At 51.5% G+C, this 18283-nt stretch carries 15 protein-coding genes and 1 pseudogene; 11 read left to right on the forward strand and 5 right to left on the reverse strand.

The features are described from left to right. The first annotated feature begins 182 nt into the window (after positions 1 to 182). From ACMYUL_RS02460 to tyrS, 6 genes are all read left to right on the forward strand, one after another. Positions 183 to 1130 (forward strand): IS110 family transposase, encoded by a 948-nt coding sequence (locus ACMYUL_RS02460; protein ID WP_070864996.1) that lies wholly within the window; start codon positions 183 to 185, stop codon positions 1128 to 1130. 484 nt (positions 1131 to 1614) lie between these two features. Continuing rightward, on the forward strand, positions 1615 to 3678 hold the full coding sequence (gene glyS, locus ACMYUL_RS02465) for a glycine--tRNA ligase subunit beta (RefSeq protein ID WP_415771880.1): 2064 nt from the start codon (positions 1615 to 1617) through the stop codon (positions 3676 to 3678). Positions 3679 to 3889: 211 nt separating this feature from the next. Further along, the gene (gene ubiB, locus ACMYUL_RS02470; protein WP_415771882.1) at positions 3890 to 5401 is read left to right on the forward strand and encodes a ubiquinone biosynthesis regulatory protein kinase UbiB; all 1512 of its coding nucleotides are present in this window, start codon (positions 3890 to 3892) and stop codon (positions 5399 to 5401) included. A 573-nt stretch (positions 5402 to 5974) separates the two neighbouring features. Continuing rightward, positions 5975 to 7066, forward strand: a complete 1092-nt coding sequence (gene ychF, locus ACMYUL_RS02475) for a redox-regulated ATPase YchF (RefSeq protein WP_415771884.1) — start codon at positions 5975 to 5977, stop codon at positions 7064 to 7066. Positions 7067 to 7154: 88 nt separating this feature from the next. After that, on the forward strand, positions 7155 to 7973 hold the full coding sequence (locus ACMYUL_RS02480; RefSeq protein WP_415771887.1) for a hypothetical protein: 819 nt from the start codon (positions 7155 to 7157) through the stop codon (positions 7971 to 7973). Between the two features lie 86 nt (positions 7974 to 8059). Further along, positions 8060 to 9358 (forward strand): tyrosine--tRNA ligase, encoded by a 1299-nt coding sequence (gene tyrS, locus ACMYUL_RS02485; RefSeq protein WP_415771889.1) that lies wholly within the window; start codon positions 8060 to 8062, stop codon positions 9356 to 9358. A gap of 73 nt (positions 9359 to 9431) precedes the next feature. Here the strand turns inward: tyrS and ACMYUL_RS02490 are convergent. Next, a pseudogene (locus ACMYUL_RS02490) lies at positions 9432 to 9541 on the reverse strand (IS5/IS1182 family transposase); the annotation flags it as partial. 131 nt (positions 9542 to 9672) lie between these two features. Between ACMYUL_RS02490 and ACMYUL_RS02495 the strand changes: the two are divergent. Further along, the gene (locus ACMYUL_RS02495) at positions 9673 to 10230 is read left to right on the forward strand and encodes an NADAR family protein (RefSeq protein ID WP_415771891.1); all 558 of its coding nucleotides are present in this window, start codon (positions 9673 to 9675) and stop codon (positions 10228 to 10230) included. 66 nt (positions 10231 to 10296) lie between these two features. Here ACMYUL_RS02495 and ccoP read toward each other — a convergent pair whose 3' ends face one another. Genes ccoP through ccoN form a run of 4 tightly spaced genes read right to left on the reverse strand, consistent with a single transcriptional unit; the run spans position 10297 to position 13935 of the window. Beyond that, a complete protein-coding gene (ccoP, locus tag ACMYUL_RS02500) occupies positions 10297 to 11661 on the reverse strand; it encodes a cytochrome-c oxidase, cbb3-type subunit III (protein ID WP_415771893.1) in 1365 nt (454 codons plus the stop codon). A 30-nt stretch (positions 11662 to 11691) separates the two neighbouring features. Further along, positions 11692 to 11862, reverse strand: a complete 171-nt coding sequence (locus tag ACMYUL_RS02505; protein WP_003757997.1) for a cbb3-type cytochrome oxidase subunit 3 — start codon at positions 11860 to 11862, stop codon at positions 11692 to 11694. A gap of 4 nt (positions 11863 to 11866) precedes the next feature. Then, positions 11867 to 12478, reverse strand: a complete 612-nt coding sequence (gene ccoO, locus ACMYUL_RS02510) for a cytochrome-c oxidase, cbb3-type subunit II (protein ID WP_003757996.1) — start codon at positions 12476 to 12478, stop codon at positions 11867 to 11869. A gap of 23 nt (positions 12479 to 12501) precedes the next feature. Then, positions 12502 to 13935: a cytochrome-c oxidase, cbb3-type subunit I gene (gene ccoN, locus ACMYUL_RS02515; RefSeq protein ID WP_415771896.1), complete on the reverse strand. Its 1434-nt coding sequence runs from the start codon at positions 13933 to 13935 to the stop codon at positions 12502 to 12504. Between the two features lie 329 nt (positions 13936 to 14264). Between ccoN and ACMYUL_RS02520 the strand changes: the two genes are divergently transcribed. The 4 genes from ACMYUL_RS02520 (at position 14265) to ACMYUL_RS02535 (ending at position 18214) form a co-directional block, all read left to right on the forward strand. Then, a complete protein-coding gene (locus tag ACMYUL_RS02520; RefSeq protein ID WP_070514378.1) occupies positions 14265 to 16028 on the forward strand; it encodes a M61 family metallopeptidase in 1764 nt (587 codons plus the stop codon). Positions 16029 to 16092: 64 nt separating this feature from the next. Then, the gene (locus ACMYUL_RS02525) at positions 16093 to 16455 is read left to right on the forward strand and encodes a hypothetical protein (RefSeq protein ID WP_246830446.1); all 363 of its coding nucleotides are present in this window, start codon (positions 16093 to 16095) and stop codon (positions 16453 to 16455) included. A gap of 36 nt (positions 16456 to 16491) precedes the next feature. Beyond that, on the forward strand, positions 16492 to 16932 hold the full coding sequence (locus ACMYUL_RS02530; protein ID WP_070514376.1) for a TIGR01244 family sulfur transferase: 441 nt from the start codon (positions 16492 to 16494) through the stop codon (positions 16930 to 16932). A 364-nt stretch (positions 16933 to 17296) separates the two neighbouring features. Continuing rightward, positions 17297 to 18214: a lysophospholipid acyltransferase family protein gene (locus tag ACMYUL_RS02535; RefSeq protein ID WP_070514375.1), complete on the forward strand. Its 918-nt coding sequence runs from the start codon at positions 17297 to 17299 to the stop codon at positions 18212 to 18214. Positions 18215 to 18283 lie beyond the last annotated feature (69 nt).

An 18283-nucleotide genomic window follows, 5' to 3' on the forward strand; every position in this document is an offset into this window, starting at 1 on the left:
CTAAGCCCTGAGCGGGAAAACCTCCCTTTCAGGGGTTCGGATTCATGACCCGAACCGCAGCCCGCGACTTCCGAAGCACGACCAAAGCCACAGCTTGGGAAAAAGATAGAAGCGCGGGCTTCCGTACATACCCAGTTTGAACACTATACAAGGCTACGAGCCTGAATAAATAAGGCAAAACAATGTACTACCTAGGGATAGACGTATCAAAGAAAACCATAGACTGCTGTCTGATTTCAGACAGCATTTTTTATGAACGGAGGTTTGACAACACAGAGGACGGATTCAGACGGTTGGACGACTGGATACAGGGGTACACCGCTAAAGCGGTGCATTGCTGTTGTGAAGCGACAGGAATCTACCACGAAGCCATAGCCGCACACTTAAGACAGAAACACATCGTAAGCATAGTCAATCCAAGCAAGATAAAAGGCTTCAGAGAAGCCGAACAGACACGAACTAAGACCGACCGACAGGACGCGAGGCTGATAGCCGAATACTGCCGACGAATGCAGCCCCAAGCATGGCAGCCGCCGACAGAAGAGCAAGAATACCTCCAAGCCATCACAGACTATATAGCCCGCCTTAAGCAGCAGAGAGCCGCAGAGCAGACCAAACACCAAACCGCACCCGATACTATCCGCCATCACATACAGACCACCATAGACCATCTGAACAGGCTTATAGCAACCGTACAAAACGAACTCAAAGACTTCTACCGCCAAAACCCCGCCTACAACGAAAAAAAGAACCGCCTGAAAACCATAGACGGTATAGGCGAATCCGCCGCTTCCGTTCTGCTTACCAAACTCACACGCTACGACTTCGCCAATCAGAACCAATTTACCGCATACCTCGGTTTAGATCCAAAAATCAAAGATTCGGGGACAAGCGTCAAAGGAAAGCCCCGAATATCTAAACAGGGGCAAAAGAACGCACGCAAAGCCCTGTATATGCCCGCACTTGTCGCTTACCGTATGAACGCATTTCCAGCCTTTACAGCCCGCCTCAAAGCGAGGGGAAAGCCTCCGAAGCTGATAATAGTCGCCATCATGCGCAAACTGGCGGTTATTGCCTACCAACTGTATAAAACAGGTAAAGATTACGACCGTTCCCGATACCGAAATTAGACAGCGGCATGAAAAAACGCCCCGAAAAATCGGGGCGCAGACCTCGTGTATCTTTAAGATATGTAAATGTTGTTGACGGTGGAATACACTATCTTTTTCTTTTTACCTGCCAAACATACCCGCACCAATATGAAAGCGCATAACACGATTACCCAATGCAGCGACAAATTGATTTGAAATCAGCGAAAAACAAGGAAGTTATCCTTATCCGGCAGCTTTGCCTCTTATCTTCATCACCCTCTACCCGCTTCTATCACCAACTTCTCTAATAATCGCGCCGCAGAGAAGGCGCAATTGTGGCATAATCTGCACCAAATCAAACAGACATCGGCAATGCACACCATACCGGCGCGCGGATCCGATGGCTTTATCACCAAACTTTCAGACAAATCAAATCAAGACGGAGCTTCCAGCCAGAGGTCGTCTGAAAGTATCCGCTTCAACGAAATTAAAACCGACAAATGTAAAGAGCAGAAAGTCTCCCATGACAACCCAAACCCTTTTAATCGAACTCCTTACCGAAGAACTCCCCCCCAAAGCCCTGAATAATTTAGGCAACCACTTCGCCGCTTCTGTTGCCGAAGGCTTGGAAAAAACGCAACTGATTGACGGTGCAGCCGAATATACCGCCTACGCATCGCCGCGCCGTTTGGCTGTTCAAATCAAAAATGTCAAAACCGTGCAAGCCGACCAGAAAATCGTGAAAAAAGGCCCAGCCGTGGCGAATGCCATGAAAGACGGCGCGCCGACCAAGGCTTTGGAAGGTTTCGCGCGCGGTGCTGGGGCGAAAATCGAAGACTTGACCATCCTCCACGACGGCAAGCAGGATGTGTATGCCTACGAATACGTCCAAACCGGCAAGCCGTTGGGCGAACTTTTGGAAGACATTATCAATCAAGCCGTTAAGAAACTGCCGATTCCGAAAGTGATGCGTTGGGGCAGCAGCACGTTTACCTTCGTGCGCCCCGTTCACGGGCTGATTGTGCTGCACGGCGGCGACATCGTGAACGTCAGCGTTTTGGGCCTGCAAAGCGGCAATCAAACCTTAGGACACCGCTTCCTGTCCAGCGGCGAAATCACCATTGAAAACGCTGACAGCTACGCCGCACAAATGCGCGAACAAGGTAAAGTCGTCGCTTCGTTTGCCGAGCGCAAAGCCGCGATTCAGACTGCCTTGAACGAGCAGGCAGGTCGTCTGAAAGCCACCGTTGCCGCCGATGAAGCGCTGTTGGACGAAGTCACCGCGCTGGTCGAATGGCCTGTCGTTTTGGAAGCCGGTTTTGAAGAGCATTTCCTCGCCGTGCCGCAGGAATGTCTGATTCTGACCATGCAGCAAAACCAAAAATACTTCCCGCTGCTCGACCAAAACGGCAAGCTGATGAACCGCTTCCTGCTGGTCTCCAACCTGCAAACCGAAGACCCGTCGCACATCATCCAAGGCAACGAACGCGTTTTGCGCGCGCGCCTGTCTGATGCCGAGTTCTTCTACAAGCAAGACCAAAAAGCGACTTTGGAAAGCCGCCTGCCCAAGCTGGAGAACGTGGTTTATCACAACAAAATCGGTTCGCAAGCCGAGCGTATCGAACGCCTGCAAAGCATCGCCGCCCACATCGCCAAGGCTTTGGGTGCGGATGCCGCCGCAGCCGAACGTGCCGCGCGTTTGGCGAAAGCCGACTTGGTGACCGAAATGGTCGGCGAGTTCCCCGAACTGCAAGGCACGATGGGCAAATACTACGCCCGCTTGGACGGCGAAACCGAAGAAATCGCCGAAGCCGTCGAGCAACACTACCAACCGCGTTTCGCCGGCGACAACCTGCCGAACGGCAAAGTTGCCACCGCCGTAGCGCTGGCCGACAAGCTGGAAACCTTGGTCGGCATTTGGGGCATCGGTCTGATTCCGACCGGCGACAAAGACCCTTACGCCCTGCGCCGCGCTGCCTTGGGTATCCTGCGGATGCTGATGCAGTATGGTTTGGACGTAAACGAGCTGATTCAGACGACCTTCGACAGCTTCCCAAAAGGTTTGCTCAACGAGAAAACGTCGTCTGAAACCGCCGACTTCATGCAGGCGCGCCTTGCCGTATTGCTACAAAATGACTATCCGCAAGACATCGTTGCCGCCGTACTCGCCAAACAGCCGCGCCGTTTGGACGATTTGACTGCCAAACTGCAAGCCGTTGCCGCGTTCAAACAACTGCCCGAAGCCGCCGCGCTCGCCGCCGCCAACAAACGCGTGCAAAACCTGCTGAAAAAAGCCGATGCCGAGTTGGGCGAAGTCAATGAAAGCCTGCTGCAACAAGACGAAGAAAAAGCCCTGTACGCTGCCGCGCAAGGCTTGCAGCCGAAAATTGCCGCTGCTGTTGCCGAAGGCAATTTCCAAACCGCCTTGTCCGAACTGGCTTCCGTCAAACCGCAAGTCGATGCCTTCTTCGACGGCGTGATGGTAATGGCTGAAGATCCCGCAGTGAAACAAAACCGCCTGAACCTGCTGAACCGCTTGGCAGAGCAGATGAACGCGGTAGCGGATATTGCACTCTTGGGCGAATAATATCGAGCCATAAACAAAGGTCGTCTGAAAACGGAAAAGCAGCTTTGTCCAACGTTTTCAGACGACCTTTTTGATTCTATGAATCTAATGCCATCCGTCCACGCACGAAGCCAATTCCCGCTCACATCCTTGTCTTAGCCCCATACCATTCCGTGTGGGCACGGCCTATTTACTATATAATTTCGACTTTCAGCATTTTCCGCGCTTAATCATGAAACGGCTCAAACGCATCAAAACCATCCTCCGCACGCTTTACCTCTACCACCTCGCCGAGCTGTTTACCGCGCTTGTCCGTCCAGGCTGGGCGCGGACGCTGTTGAAAATGCTGCCGCAGTCGTCTGAATACGAAAACGAACCGCCGGCCGTCCGCCTGCGCCTTGCCTTAGAAAGCTTAGGGCCGATCTTCATCAAGTTCGGACAGGTTCTCTCTACGCGCCCCGATTTGATTCCGCATGATTACGCGGTCGAACTGGCAAAGCTGCAAGACAAAGTCCCGCCGTTTGACGCGCAGCTTTCACGCTCGCAAATCGAAAAATCGCTGGGGCAATCCATCGAAACGCTGTACGCGGAATTTGAAACCGAACCCGTCGCCAGCGCATCCATCGCCCAAGTACACAAAGCCCGCCTGCATTCGGGCGAACAAGTGGCGGTCAAAGTTTTGCGCCCCAACCTTTTGCCCGTTATCGAACAGGATTTGTCGCTGATGCGCTTCGGCGCGGCTTGGGTCGAGCGTCTGTTTGCCGACGGCAAGCGTTTGAAACCGCGCGAAGTGGTGGCGGAGTTCGACAAATATCTGCATGACGAGTTGGATTTAATGCGCGAAGCCGCCAATGCCAGCCAGCTCGGACGCAATTTCCAAAACAGCGATATGCTGATTGTGCCTAAAGTGTTTTACGACTACTGCACCAGCGACGTGCTGACCATCGAATGGATGGACGGAACGCCCGTATCGGAAATCGCCAAACTCAAAGCCGACGGCATTGATTTGCACAAACTCGCCGATTACGGCGTGGAAATCTTCTTCACGCAAGTCTTCCGCGACGGCTTTTTCCATGCCGATATGCACCCCGGCAACATTTTGGTCGCCGCCGACAACCGCTACATCGCCCTTGATTTCGGCATCGTCGGCACGCTGACCGACTACGACAAACGCTATCTCGCCATCAACTTCCTCGCCTTTTTCAACCGCGACTACCACCGCGTCGCCACCGCCCACATCGAATCGGGCTGGGTGCCCGCCGACACGCGCGCGGAAGAATTGGAAGCCGCCGTCCGCGCCGTGTGCGAGCCGGTGTTCAACAAACCGATTTCGCAAATTTCCTTCGGTTTGGTACTGATGCGTCTGTTTGAAGTCAGTCGCCGCTTCAATGTCGAAATCCAGCCGCAGCTTGTGCTGCTGCAAAAAACGCTGCTCAACATCGAAGGCTTGGGACGGCAGCTTGATCCCGATTTGGACTTGTGGAAAACCGCCAAACCGTTTTTAGTGAAGTGGATGAACGAACAGGTCGGTCCCAAAGCCTTTTTGCGCAACCTCAAAAACGAAGCCCCCGACTGGGCGCAAATCATCCCTTCCCTACCGCGCAAAATCAGCGCGCTGGTTGACGAAAACCGCCAGCAGGAAATGCGCGATGCCTATATCCATTTGGTCAAAGTGCAGCAGCGGCAAAGCATGTGGCTGGGCGTGATTGCGGTTATTTTGTTTCTGATTTTGCTGTTTGATTAAAAATATATGTACACAAAAGGTCGTCTGAAAACGAAATAGTAGTTTTAGAAAAACTCGCCACCTTTGTTTTTAGACGACCTTTTTATTATGAATTTGAATAAAACGTCTGCCACTACCGTAGCGTGGGCTTTGCCCACGAAAATCAAGATATTTTCCCTCTCACACCAAACAAAATTGACCAACATAATTTCTCGCGGACAAAGCCCACGCTACCTGTTCCCATCTTCGTCGAGGTCGTCTGAAAACACTGATTACAGCTAAGCAAACCCGATATGTCCGTTTTCAGACGACCTTTTATTATGAATTTGAATAAAACACCCGCCGCAACCGTAGCGTAGGCTTTGCCCACGAAAATCAGGATACTTTATCCATCGCCCGAAAACAGAATAGACCGATATGTTTCTCGTGGGCAAAGCCCACACTACTTTTCCACTCATTATCGAGGTCATCTGAAAACGCCAAACCGTTCCCATCGCATGGAAACCGCGTTTTTCAGACGACCTTTACAGTGTTTTAGTCATTCCCCGATATGCTATAATCCGCCGTTAAACTTTTATCTTTTCAGGAAAAACCATGAGCTTGAAATGCGGCATCGTCGGCCTGCCCAACGTCGGCAAATCCACCCTCTTTAACGCGCTGACCCAATCGGGCATCGAAGCGGCGAACTATCCCTTCTGCACCATCGAACCCAACGTCGGCATCGTCGAAGTGCCCGACCCGCGCATGGCGGAGCTGGCGAAAATCGTCAACCCGCAAAAAATGCAGCCCGCCATCGTCGAGTTCGTCGATATTGCCGGTTTGGTTGCAGGTGCGAGCAAAGGCGAAGGCTTGGGTAACCAGTTCCTCGCCAACATCCGCGAAACCGACGCCATCGTCAACGTCGTGCGCTGCTTTGACGACGACAACATCGTCCACGTCGCAGGCAAAGTCGATCCGATTGCCGACATCGAAACCATCGGCACCGAATTAGCGCTTGCCGACCTCGCCAGCGTCGAAAAAGCCATCGTCCGTGAAGAAAAACGCGCCCGCTCAGGCGACAAAGACGCGCAAAAACTGGTCGAACTGTGCAAAAAACTGCTGCCGCATCTGGACGAAGGCAAACCCGTCCGCTCTTTCGGTTTGGACGCGGAAGAACTCGCCATGCTCAAACCGCTGTTCCTGCTGACCGCCAAGCCCGCCATGTATGTCGGCAACGTTGCCGAAGACGGTTTTGAAAACAATCCGCACCTCGACCGCCTGAAAGAATTGGCTGAAAAAGAAAACGCGCCGGTTGTGGCCGTTTGCGCCGCGATGGAAAGCGAAATCGCCGAATTGGAAGACGATGAAAAAGCCGATTTCCTCGCCGAAATGGGCTTGGAAGAACCAGGCTTGAACCGCCTGATCCGCGCCGGCTACGACCTCTTGGGTCTGCAAACCTACTTCACCGCCGGCGTAAAAGAAGTCCGCGCCTGGACCATCCACAAAGGCGACACCGCCCCGCAAGCTGCCGGCGTCATCCACACCGACTTCGAACGCGGCTTCATTCGCGCCCAAGTCATTTCCTACGACGACTTTGTCTCGCTCGGCGGCGAAGCCAAAGCCAAAGAAGCCGGCAAAATGCGCGTAGAAGGCAAGGAATATGTCGTGCAGGACGGCGATGTGATGCACTTCTTGTTCAACGTATAAACCAAATGCAATAAGTTTTCAGACGACCTTCCTAACCGAGGTCGTCTGAAAACCATCATTCTGTTGTTTCGGACTTAGGAAGTTATCCATGAAAAAATCTATTCTCTATATGACATTATTTTTCGCTGCCTCAACTGTCCAAGCACAAACACCGCAACAAATCGTACAGAAGTTTTATCCGAAATATTCGCAAAAATACCAATGTTACCAAGTCAATGTGAAAGACAATGGTCAATACTGTGTACGTCAAACCAAAAGCGAAACGCGCCAAACTGCTCAAGGCAAACTGATGTACCTGCTGTTTACAGGCAACGCATTTAATTTTGAAAAAGGCGTAGCAGACGGTGCGCACGTTCAATCCGGTCTGGCGGGCGTATTTGTTTTGAAACAGACTGGCAACGACTGGAAACTTCTCGCTGCGCAACCACATGGCTGGGCGGGCTCATTCGGTAATGCGCCTGAAGCAAAGTCTTGGTCGTTCCACGAATTCGGCAAAGACAAATGGGGATTTCTGACCCTTCATGGCGATGTTCATAATGGTTATGCGGGTTCTGCCTATCAATTGTTTGTTCATGACGGCGCGAAAAAAATCACAAAAAGCAGTATCACGGCAGAAGCAGAAAATACGGGGGCATTAGGCGACTGCTCGGAAAATTTTTATAAAGGTCGTAAAAACACCGCTGCCGAACGACGTAAATGCTTGAGCGAACTGTACAACCTTTCTTCTAAAATCAAAATACTAAAAGACGGTAAAACAAGTGCCGGTTTCTACCCGCTTCAATTGACGGTATCTGGTTTTGACGGCTCGAAAAAATACACCAATAAAGTCTTTATTGCCACCTATAACTCTGCCAAAGGATATTACAGCACCCCAAAAGACTATCCACTGGCAGATAAAGATTTTTAATTTTTCAGACGACCTCCGATATTTTAAGGTATAGAAAAGGTCGTCTGAAACACCGACTATATAACGACTATATAAAAGGAATTTCAGTGAAATCAGTTATCCAAGACCTACAATCGCGCGGCCTTATCGCGCAAACCACCGACATCGAAGCCTTAGACGCTTTGTTGAACGAACAAAAAATTGCCCTCTATTGCGGTTTCGACCCGACTGCCGACAGCCTGCATATCGGACACTTGCTGCCCGTATTGGCATTGCGTCGTTTCCAACAGGCGGGACATACGCCGATTGCCTTGGTGGGCGGCGCGACCGGTATGATCGGCGACCCCAGCTTCAAAGCAGTGGAGCGCAGCTTGAATTCCGCCGAAACCGTTGCCGGCTGGGTAGAAAGCATCCGCAACCAACTGAAACCGTTTTTGAGCTTTGAAGGCGAAAACGCCGCCATTATGGCGAACAACGCCGACTGGTTCGGCAGCATGAACTGCCTCGACTTCCTGCGCGACATCGGCAAGCATTTCTCCGTCAACGCCATGTTGAACAAAGAATCCGTCAAACAACGTATCGAGCGCGACGATGTGGGCATTTCCTTCACCGAGTTCGCCTATTCCTTGCTGCAAGGCTACGACTTTGCCGAATTGAACAAGCGTCACGGCGCGGTTTTGGAAATCGGCGGCTCCGACCAATGGGGCAACATCACCGCCGGTATCGACCTGACCCGCCGTCTGAACCAAAAACAAGTATTCGGCCTGACCCTGCCGCTGGTCACCAAATCCGACGGTACCAAATTCGGCAAAACCGAAGGCGGCGCGGTATGGCTGAACGCGAAGAAAACTTCTCCGTATCAGTTCTACCAGTTCTGGCTGAAAGTTGCCGATGCCGATGTGTATAAATTCCTGAAATACTTCACCTTCCTGTCTATCGAGGAAATCGACGCCATCGAAGCGAAAGACCAAGCCAGCGGCACCAAGCCCGAAGCGCAACGCATCCTCGCCGAAGAAATGACCCGCCTGATTCACGGCGAAGTCGCCCTGCAAGCCGCGCAGCGCATTTCCGAAAGCCTGTTTGCCGAAGACCAAAGCAGCCTGACCGAAGGCGACTTCGAACAGCTCGCCCTCGACGGTCTGCCCGCATTTGAAGTTTCAGACGACCTCAACGTCGTTGAAGCCTTAGTCAAAACCGGCTTGGCATCTTCCAACAAAGAAGCGCGCGGTTTTGTGAACAGCAAAGCGGTATTGCTCAACGGACAAGCCGCCGAATTGAACAACCCGAACCACTCTGCCGAACGCCCCGACGACGCCTACCTGCTGACCGACGCACACAAACGCTTCGGCAAATACACCATCGTACGGCGCGGCAAACGCAACCACGCGCTCTTGGTTTGGAAATAAGCCTTAAATAACAGAGGTCGTCTGAAAACCTGTTTCAGACGACCTTTTTCTATCGGTAATGGCATGAATAGCGAATATATAGTGGATTAAATTTAAACCAGTACAGCGTTGCCTCGCCTTGCCGTACTATTTTACTGTCTGCAGCTTCATCGCCTTGTCCTGATTTAAATTTAATCCACTATACCATCTGTATTCTCTGAGGTTTAGTCCCATCCTGATTTAAGGTTAATCTAGTGCGCCTGCACATATCATGAGTCTTAAATCACGCAACGCTCTATCGATTTGAATTTAATACGCAATAAGAAAGAAATACTATGCCTGCCCTCTACTCTCTTGTTGATTTGAAAGCCGCCTACCAGCGCAAAGAAAAATTGAAATATCTATACTTCTGGGGACACACGCCAAAACATAAAAATGAGATAGATAAAGCCGTCTTCAGCCAATGGTATCCTACGCCCTTTGAAATCGACGGCATCCGCTATGCGACTGCCGAACACTATATGATGGCAGAAAAGGCGAGGCTGTTCGGCGCAGACGATATCCGCCGCCAAATCATCGCTTCCGCCCATCCCAAACAGGCTAAGGATTTGGGAAGACAAGTCATCGGTTTTAAAAACGATATTTGGAATGCCCGCCGCTTCGATATCGTTTGCGAAGGCAACCGTGCCAAATTCATCCAACACCCCGATTTGAAACGCTTTCTGCTTGGCACCGGCAGCCGCATCCTAGTAGAAGCCAGCCCGGTTGACGCAATCTGGGGAATCGGACTTGCCCAAGATGATCCACGCGCCCAAAATCCATTGCAATGGCGGGGTTTGAACCTACTTGGTTTCGCACTAATGAAAGTACGGGATGAACTTCAGGTCGTCTGAAAGCAACTTCAGACGACCCCATAAAAAAACGCACCTTATGAAAAGGTGCGTTTTAATTTCTATGGTTTAGAATTTAGCGCCGGATTGGTTGGCCATATAGTCAACCGCTGCTTTGACTTCGTCATCGCTCAGACTTGTGTTACCGCCTTTGGCAGGCATGGATTTAAAGCCTTCGAGCGCGTGTTTGTGCAGGGTATCTTTACCTTGTTTGATACGCGGAGCCCACTCGTCTTTTTTGCCTATGCCTGGAGCACCGGGGATGGTACCGCCGTGACACATTTTACAGTTGGCTTCAAAAACGGCTTTACCGTCCACTTTGGCAGAAGAAGCATCTGCTTTTTCTGCCGGCTTGGCTTCGGCAGGAGCGGCCGCTTTTGCATCAGCTGCTGAAGCTGCTTTTTCAGCTTGTACAGGTGCGGACGCAGATGAAGCGTCAGTGGATGATGCGGCAGCAGAAGCAGGTGCCGGTGCGGGAGCAGGTTCGGCTTTTTTCACGGGCACTTTGCCGTCTTTATTGGACAGACCCCATACATACGCAGTCATGATGTGGAGTTTGTCTTTATCCAAGAAACGACCCCAAGCCGGCATTTGACTGTGTCGGCCGTTGGTGATGGTTTCGATAATCGATTTTTGAGTACCGCCCCACAGCCATACGTTGTCGGTCAGGTTCGGACCCAGTCCTTGGATACCTTGACCTTTGTCGCCGTGACAGGTAAAGCAGTTTGCCGGTGGACCACTGAACAATACTTTACCGCGTGCGGCACGTTCTTCATCGTATTGGTCTTTGGATTTAGATAAGGACATGACATAGTTTGCCACATCTTTTACCCGCTCTTCACCCAACGCAGGACCCCATGCTGCCATCGTCGCCGTACGGCCTTTTTCAATGGTCTCATGGATTTTCTCAGGTTCGCCGCCCCACAACCAATCGTTGTCGGTCAAATTCGGGAAGCCTTTGGAACCTTTGGCATCAGAACCGTGACATTGGATACAGTAGGTATTGAAGAGGTTTTGACCGATGGCGCGTGCTTCAGGATTTTTTGCCACTTGCTCAATCGGCATATTAGCAAACTTGGCATAAACTTTGCCGTACTTCTGGTCTGCTTTAGCCATTTCCTGATCATATTGTCCGTGGCTGCTCCATTTCCACTGGCCTTCATAATCGCCCAAACCCGGATACATGACCAGATAGCCGATACCGAACAGCCAGACAAAGACATACAGCCAAAACCACCAGCGTGGCAACGGGTTGTTATATTCTTCGATACCGTCCCATTGATGACCTGTCGTTTTGACTTCTTCGCCCTTTTTAGGACGCTTCACAACGTTTTGGGAAAGCAGCAGCCATGCCAAGCCGATAAAGCTGAGCACGACGATGACTGCAATGTATATATTCCAGAAATTACTGGTAAATTGGGGTGATGTGTTCATTATTTTGCTCCGTGATCACGGACTAAACTGTTATCGCCCGTCTTTTTCAGACGACTCTTTATCCTCATCATTTTCGAAAATACTGTTGGCGGCATCATCGTAGTTCTTTTTATTGCGTCGGTTGAAAACGATATAAAGCACTAAGATAAAGCTGATAAAAACCCAAACAGTAAAGAGCGAGCGTGCCCAGTTTACGTCCATGATGTTACCTTACGTTTTTCAATGCCAAGCCTAAGCCTTGCAGGTATGCAATCACCGCATCCAGCTCCGATTTGTTTTCCAAGGCTTCAGGCGCTTTAGCAATCTCTTCGTCGCTGTAAGGCGTACCGACTTTACGCAGGGCTTTCATATGCGCCACGGTTGCTTCGGCATCGACTTTGTTGCGGGCAAGCCATGGGAAAGCGGGCATATTGGACTCCGGCACAACGTCGCGCGGATTCAGCAGGTGGATGCGGTGCCATTCGTCGGAATAGCGGCCGCCGACACGTGCCAAGTCCGGACCGGTACGTTTGGAACCCCATTGGAACGGATGGTCATAAACAGACTCGCCGGCAACGGAGTAATGACCGTAACGTTCGGTTTCCGCACGAAACGGACGGATCATTTGAGAGTGACAGTTGTAACAACCCTCACGGATATAGATGTCGCGACCAGCCACTTGCAAAGCGTTATAAGGTTTCACACCTTCAATAGGCTTGGTGACAGCTTTAGTAAAGAACAGCGGCACGGCTTCAATCAACAGGCCTACGCTGACTACAAGCAGGGTAAATACAATCAGGACGCCGACTTTTTCTTCAGCTAATTGTTGTAATTTCATTTTGGTAGCCTTTTCTTATGTTTTTAGTGGTGCTGGGTTTGAGACACCACGGGAATCTCGGCATCAACCGCTTTGCCACTGATGGCCGTACGGTAAACGTTGTATGCCATGATACACATACCGCTCAGGTACAGCAGGCCGCCGGTGAAACGAATCATGTAGAAAGGCATGGTGCGTTTAACTGACTCTACAAACGAATAGGTCAAAGTACCGTCCGCATTCAGAGAACCCCACATCAGACCTTGCAATACCCCTGCAATCCACATGGAGGCGATATACAGAACCACGCCGATGGTCGCAATCCAGAAGTGTGCTTCCACCAATTTGGTGCTGTACATTTCATTTTTACCGAACAGGCGTGGAATCATGTAGTACACGGAACCAATGGTCACGAAGCCCACCCAGCCCAATGCGCCGGCATGAACGTGTGCAACGGTCCAGTCAGTGTAGTGGCTCAAAGCGTTGACGGTTTTAATGGACATCATCGGACCTTCGAAGGTGGACATACCGTAGAAGGAGAGGGAGACGATCAAGAACTTCAAAATAGGGTCGGTACGCAGTTTGTCCCATGCCCCGGACAAGGTCATGATACCGTTAATCATACCGCCCCAAGAAGGTGCGAACAGAATCAGGGACAACACCATACCCAAGGACTGAGTCCAGTCAGGCAGCGCGGTATAGTGCAAGTGGTGGGAACCTGCCCACATGTAAGTAAAAATCAAAGCCCAGAAGTGGACAACGGACAGGCGGTAAGAATAAACCGGACGACCTGCCTGTTTCGGCACAAAGTAATACATCATGCCCAAGAAACCTGCTGTCAGGAAGAAACCTACGGCATTGTGGCCATACCACCATTGAACCATCGCATCGATTGCACCGGCGTAAACAGGGTAAGATTTCATCAGACCGGCAGGGATGCTGATGTTATTGACGATGTGCAACAGTGCGACAGCCAAGATGAAGCCGCCGTAGAACCAGTTGGCAACGTAGATGTGTTTGATTTTACGTTTGGCAATCGTACCGAAGAATACGATGGCGTAAGCAATCCAAACCAAAGCGATCAGGATGTCGATAGGCCATTCCAATTCGGCATACTCTTTAGCTTGGGTATAACCCAAAGGCAGGCTGACGATTGCCGCAACGATAACTGCCTGCCAGCCCCAGAAGGTAAATGCCGGCAGCCAACCGCCGAACAGGCGTGCATTACAGGTACGTTGAACAACGTAGTATGATGTACCCATCAGACCGCAACCGCCGAACGCAAAAATCACCGCATTGGTGTGCAACGGACGCAGGCGACCGAAGTGGAACCAAGGGCCGACATCTGATAAATCAAGGGCTGGGGCGAACAATTGGGCGGCAACGATGACGCCGACCAACATGCCCACAATACCCCAAACTACGGTCATGATGGCGAACTGGCGCACCACTTTGTAGTTATAAGTTTGTGTGTCCATGAGAGTCTCCATGAATTATGGGAATAAAAATTTTTTATCTCACTTTGCCGTATGCGTTTTGAACAAACGCAATAAGGGCTAGGTTTAAATTTTTCTAAATTTAACATATAAGACAAGCCTAGCCAAGCAGAATTACATTTCACTCCATCTGGCGGCTTTATCGATTTTTTATATTTTTTACTTTATAATCATATTATTATTTAACAACCTTCCCGGCAGCGCCACTTTATTTTTTCAAGCCTCCCTTGTGAAGGGGAGTTTATCGATATAAATCAAACTGCATAATTCGACTTTTTTATTCATAAAATTTAACAAATGCATTAATAGTCATGATTAATTACAAAATCACCCCTAACCCGCTCGCCCACGAGTGGCATATCCGCCTAACCTTCCGACAAGAACATGATTTGGAAACAGAAATCAGCCTGCCGAACTGGGTTCCCGGCAGCTATCTGATACGCGATTTCTCGCGCCACATCACCACCATCCGCGCCTTTTGCAACGGCGAATATGCCCATCTGACCCAAGTCAAAAAAAACCGATGGCACACTGCCCCGCAGTCCGGCGAGTGGGAAATTTACTACACCGTTTACGCCTACGACCTGTCCGTCCGCGGCTCGTTTTTGACTGCCGAACGCGGGTTCTTTGACGGTGCATGCCTCTTTTTGCAGGTGAACGGACACGAAAACAGCACACACCAAATCGAATTCCCGACACTGCCAAAAACATGGCGGATTGCCACCACCCTACCCCAAACCAACGTCCATAGCTTTCAGACGACCTCCTACCACGACTTAATCGACCACCCTGTCGAACTGGGCAACATCGAATTTCTCGATTTTGAAGCCGGCGGCATCCCGCACCGCATCGCCTTAAGCGGCCACTATCCCGATTTCGACCGCAACCGTCTCGTGTCAGACATTCGCAAAATCTGCGAAACCGAATTGGCCATGTTCCCCTCCCCTGCCCCGTTCACGCATTACCTCTTTCTGCTCCACGTCGGCGACAACATCTACGGCGGACTTGAACACATCAGCAGCACCGCCCTGCTCGCCGACCGCCACAGTCTGCCGCCGCACGGCATGACCGATGCCAACGACGCCTACACCCAACTGCTCGGACTGTTCTCACACGAATACTTCCACGCTTGGAATGTCAAATCCATCAAACCCGCCGCCTTCGCCCCCTACGACCTTGACCGCGAAAACTACACCGAGCAGCTCTGGGCGTTTGAAGGCATCACCTCCTACTACGACGATCTCTTCCTCGCCCGAAGCCGCACCATCGCCCCCGAAGCCTACCTGCGCCTGCTCGCCCAAAGCATCACCCGCATTCAGCAAACCAAAGGTCGTCTGAAACAAAGCCTTGCCGAATCCAGCTTCACCGCTTGGAACAAATTCTACAAACAAGACGAAAACAGCCCCAACGCCATCGTCAGCTACTACCAAAAAGGCGCACTCGCCGCCCTCTGCCTCGACCTCGCCATCCGCAACAAAAGCAGCGGGCGACACACCCTCGACAGCGTCATGCAGCAACACTACCGCGATTGGCTGGACACCCGTCAAGGCATCCCCGAAAAACAATGGCAAGCCCGTTGCCAAGTGTTTACCGGTCTGGACCTCGAAGACTTTTTTCAGACGACCCTCTACACCACCGCCGACCTGCCCCTTGCCGAACTCCTCGCCACCATAGGTATCGGACTGCAATGGCAGGCACAGCCGCGCAGCCACGGCGGCGCATTCCTGTCCGAACCGCCAACCGAAACGCCCGCCCCCGTATCCGACTTCGGCGCAAGGTTCAAACAAAACAGCGACCACGCCACCCTGACCCACGTCTTCAACGGCGGCAGCGCGGAAAACGCCGCCCTCTGCCCGCAGGACAAAATCATCGCCATCGACGGCTACGCCTGCACCGACCTTGCAGCACAGTGGGCGCAACTCCCCATCGGCGCCACCGCCCGCCTCCACTACTTCCGCACCGGCATCCTGTACGTCGCCGACATCACCGTCCAAGCCGCCGAAGCCGACACCGCCGTCCTCTACATCACCGACCGCGAATTATTTGAAAACTGGCTTTATAATGACCGAGCCTGATTTTCAGACGACCTCAAATACCAGATTGAGGTCGTCTGAAACATCCACACCGAAAGAAACAACCATGAAAAAACTCCTTATCGGCATCACCGCCCTGTTACTCAGTTTGCACGCCACTGCCGCCCCCGTTCAAGACCCCATCACTTCCCCTGTATCACTGGATTTCTATTGGGAAACCTACTTTGCTACTGGCAATCCGGAAGCGGTCGAGCGTATCGTTGACTACATCATCGAAGCCCAAACGACTGCCGCCCACCCCCCTGACTATATAGATGACTTCACACTTACCGTTGCCATTTTGTCAACCCGATCCAATATGGAACAAAATACAACGATTGACAGCATTGTCCGCAAACACATACAAAAACAATCCGAAGCCAATAAAAAACTATTGGAACAGACCCTGTTAGCCCCTCAAGACGACTAAAATCAATCCATCTTCAAACGTAGAAAAGGAAAACCCATGTCTATCCAAAAACTTGCCGACAACCTCTACATCGCCCCGCAACTGACTGAAGCAGACGTACAAGAAGCCGCCAAACTCGGCATCCAAACCGTCATCTGCAACCGTCCTGACGGTGAAGAAGAAAACCAACCCTCGTTCAAACAAGTCGAAAGCTGGCTTAAAGCCGCGGGCATCCGCGAATACCATCATCAGCCCGTCGTCGCACCCGCCATCAACGCCGCCGATGTCGCCGCCTTCCAAAACCTGCTCAAAAGCGTTCCCCAACCCGTCCTCGCCTACTGCCGCACCGGTACCCGCTGTTCACTGCTCTGGGGCTATCATCAGGTGCAAAACGGTGCAAGCGTCGCCGAAGTCGTCGCTGCCGCACAACAAGCAGGCGTCAACCTAAGCAACTTCGAAGCCCGCCTGCAAGACGCGCAACAAAACGGGCTGGTGTAACACGCCTTCCGTTTAACCAAACGCAAAGGTCGTCTGAAATACCGTTTCAACGAATGGAAACCGTTTTCAGACGACCTTTTTACATTATGCCGTTTGGCGAACCGAATGAACGCATCCGATATAGTGGATTAACTTTAAATCAGGACAAGGCGACGAAGCCGCAGACAGTACAGATAGTACGGAACCGATTCACTTGGTGCTTCAGCACCTTAGAGAATCGTTCTCTTTGAGCTAAGCCGTCCTGTTTTAAAGTTAATCCACTATATTTTAAGCATGGCGGCAATCCGATACATTCGGATGAAACTCAATATTCAGACCTGCCGTTTTCATTTACAATCCCCCCGTTCCATCTCATCAATCTATTATGCAAATCCTGCTCACTTTTTTGTTTAAATGCTTTGCGGCGCTGCCTTTGCCGTTTTTACACGTGCTGGGAAATGCGGCGGGCGGCTTGGGCTATTATCTGCTCAAAAGCGACCGGCAGCGCGTGTTCGACAATATGCGGCTTGCCGGATTGAATCCCGAGCCTTCGTCGGTCAAAGCCGTTTTCCGCGAAACGGCAAAAGGCGGGCTGGAATTGTCCGTCGCCTTTTTCAGACGACCTGAAAGCATTGAAACGCTGTTTAAAGAAGTGCACGGTTGGGAACATGTCCAATCGGCTTTGGACGCCGGAGAAGGACTGTTGTTTATTACCCCGCACATCGGCAGCTACGACCTCGCCGGACGCTATATCAGCCAGCAGCTGCCGTTTCCGCTGACCGCCATGTACAAACCGCCTAAAATCAAAGCCTTAGATTCCGTCATGCAGGCGGGGCGGGTTCGCGGCAAAGGGAAAACCGCTCCCACCAATATTCAAGGGGTCAAACAAGTCATTAAGGCTTTGCGTTCCGGCGAAGCCACGATTGTCTTGCCAGACCACGCGCCCTCCCCCGAGGAAGGCGGAGACGGCGTATGGGTGCCGTTTTTCGGGAAATACGCCTATACCATGACACTGGCGGGCAAACTGGCACAAGTCAAAGGCGTGAAGGCACTGTTTTTCTGCGGCGAGCGTTTGCCGAACGGCAAAGGATTTGCGCTGCACATCGAGCCTATGCGCGGCGAGCTGAACGGCGACAAACAACACGACGCGCAAATTATCAATGAAAACACCGAATACTGGATACGCCGCTTCCCGACCCAATATCTGTTCATGTACAACCGCTACAAACAGCCCGCAGGTGCACCGCTTTCTCCCGACTGGAAACCGGAACCCGGTTGGAAACCTGAGCAAGTACAAGACTGAACATTCCTTGCGGGTCGTCTGAAAAGGCGGCTGATACCCGGTTTCTCAAAACATCGCCATACCAACAAA

The organism is Neisseria sp. CP9 (genome assembly GCF_047758525.1).
Taxonomy (GTDB): Bacteria; Pseudomonadota; Gammaproteobacteria; order Burkholderiales; family Neisseriaceae; genus Neisseria.

Coding starts and splice junctions, on each gene's coding strand:
- ccoP (WP_415771893.1), bottom strand. CDS start 11,661: ATGAACACATCACCCCAATTTACCAGTAATTTCTGGAATATATACATT.
- ACMYUL_RS02505 (WP_003757997.1), bottom strand. CDS start 11,862: ATGGACGTAAACTGGGCACGCTCGCTCTTTACTGTTTGGGTTTTTATC.
- ACMYUL_RS02520 (WP_070514378.1), top strand. CDS start 14,265: ATGATTAATTACAAAATCACCCCTAACCCGCTCGCCCACGAGTGGCAT.
- ACMYUL_RS02530 (WP_070514376.1), top strand. CDS start 16,492: ATGTCTATCCAAAAACTTGCCGACAACCTCTACATCGCCCCGCAACTG.
- ACMYUL_RS02535 (WP_070514375.1), top strand. CDS start 17,297: ATGCAAATCCTGCTCACTTTTTTGTTTAAATGCTTTGCGGCGCTGCCT.
- ACMYUL_RS02480 (WP_415771887.1), top strand. CDS start 7,155: ATGAAAAAATCTATTCTCTATATGACATTATTTTTCGCTGCCTCAACT.
- ACMYUL_RS02525 (WP_246830446.1), top strand. CDS start 16,093: ATGAAAAAACTCCTTATCGGCATCACCGCCCTGTTACTCAGTTTGCAC.
- glyS (WP_415771880.1), top strand. CDS start 1,615: ATGACAACCCAAACCCTTTTAATCGAACTCCTTACCGAAGAACTCCCC.
- ACMYUL_RS02495 (WP_415771891.1), top strand. CDS start 9,673: ATGCCTGCCCTCTACTCTCTTGTTGATTTGAAAGCCGCCTACCAGCGC.
- ccoN (WP_415771896.1), bottom strand. CDS start 13,935: ATGGACACACAAACTTATAACTACAAAGTGGTGCGCCAGTTCGCCATC.
- ubiB (WP_415771882.1), top strand. CDS start 3,890: ATGAAACGGCTCAAACGCATCAAAACCATCCTCCGCACGCTTTACCTC.
- ychF (WP_415771884.1), top strand. CDS start 5,975: ATGAGCTTGAAATGCGGCATCGTCGGCCTGCCCAACGTCGGCAAATCC.
- ACMYUL_RS02460 (WP_070864996.1), top strand. CDS start 183: ATGTACTACCTAGGGATAGACGTATCAAAGAAAACCATAGACTGCTGT.
- ccoO (WP_003757996.1), bottom strand. CDS start 12,478: ATGAAATTACAACAATTAGCTGAAGAAAAAGTCGGCGTCCTGATTGTA.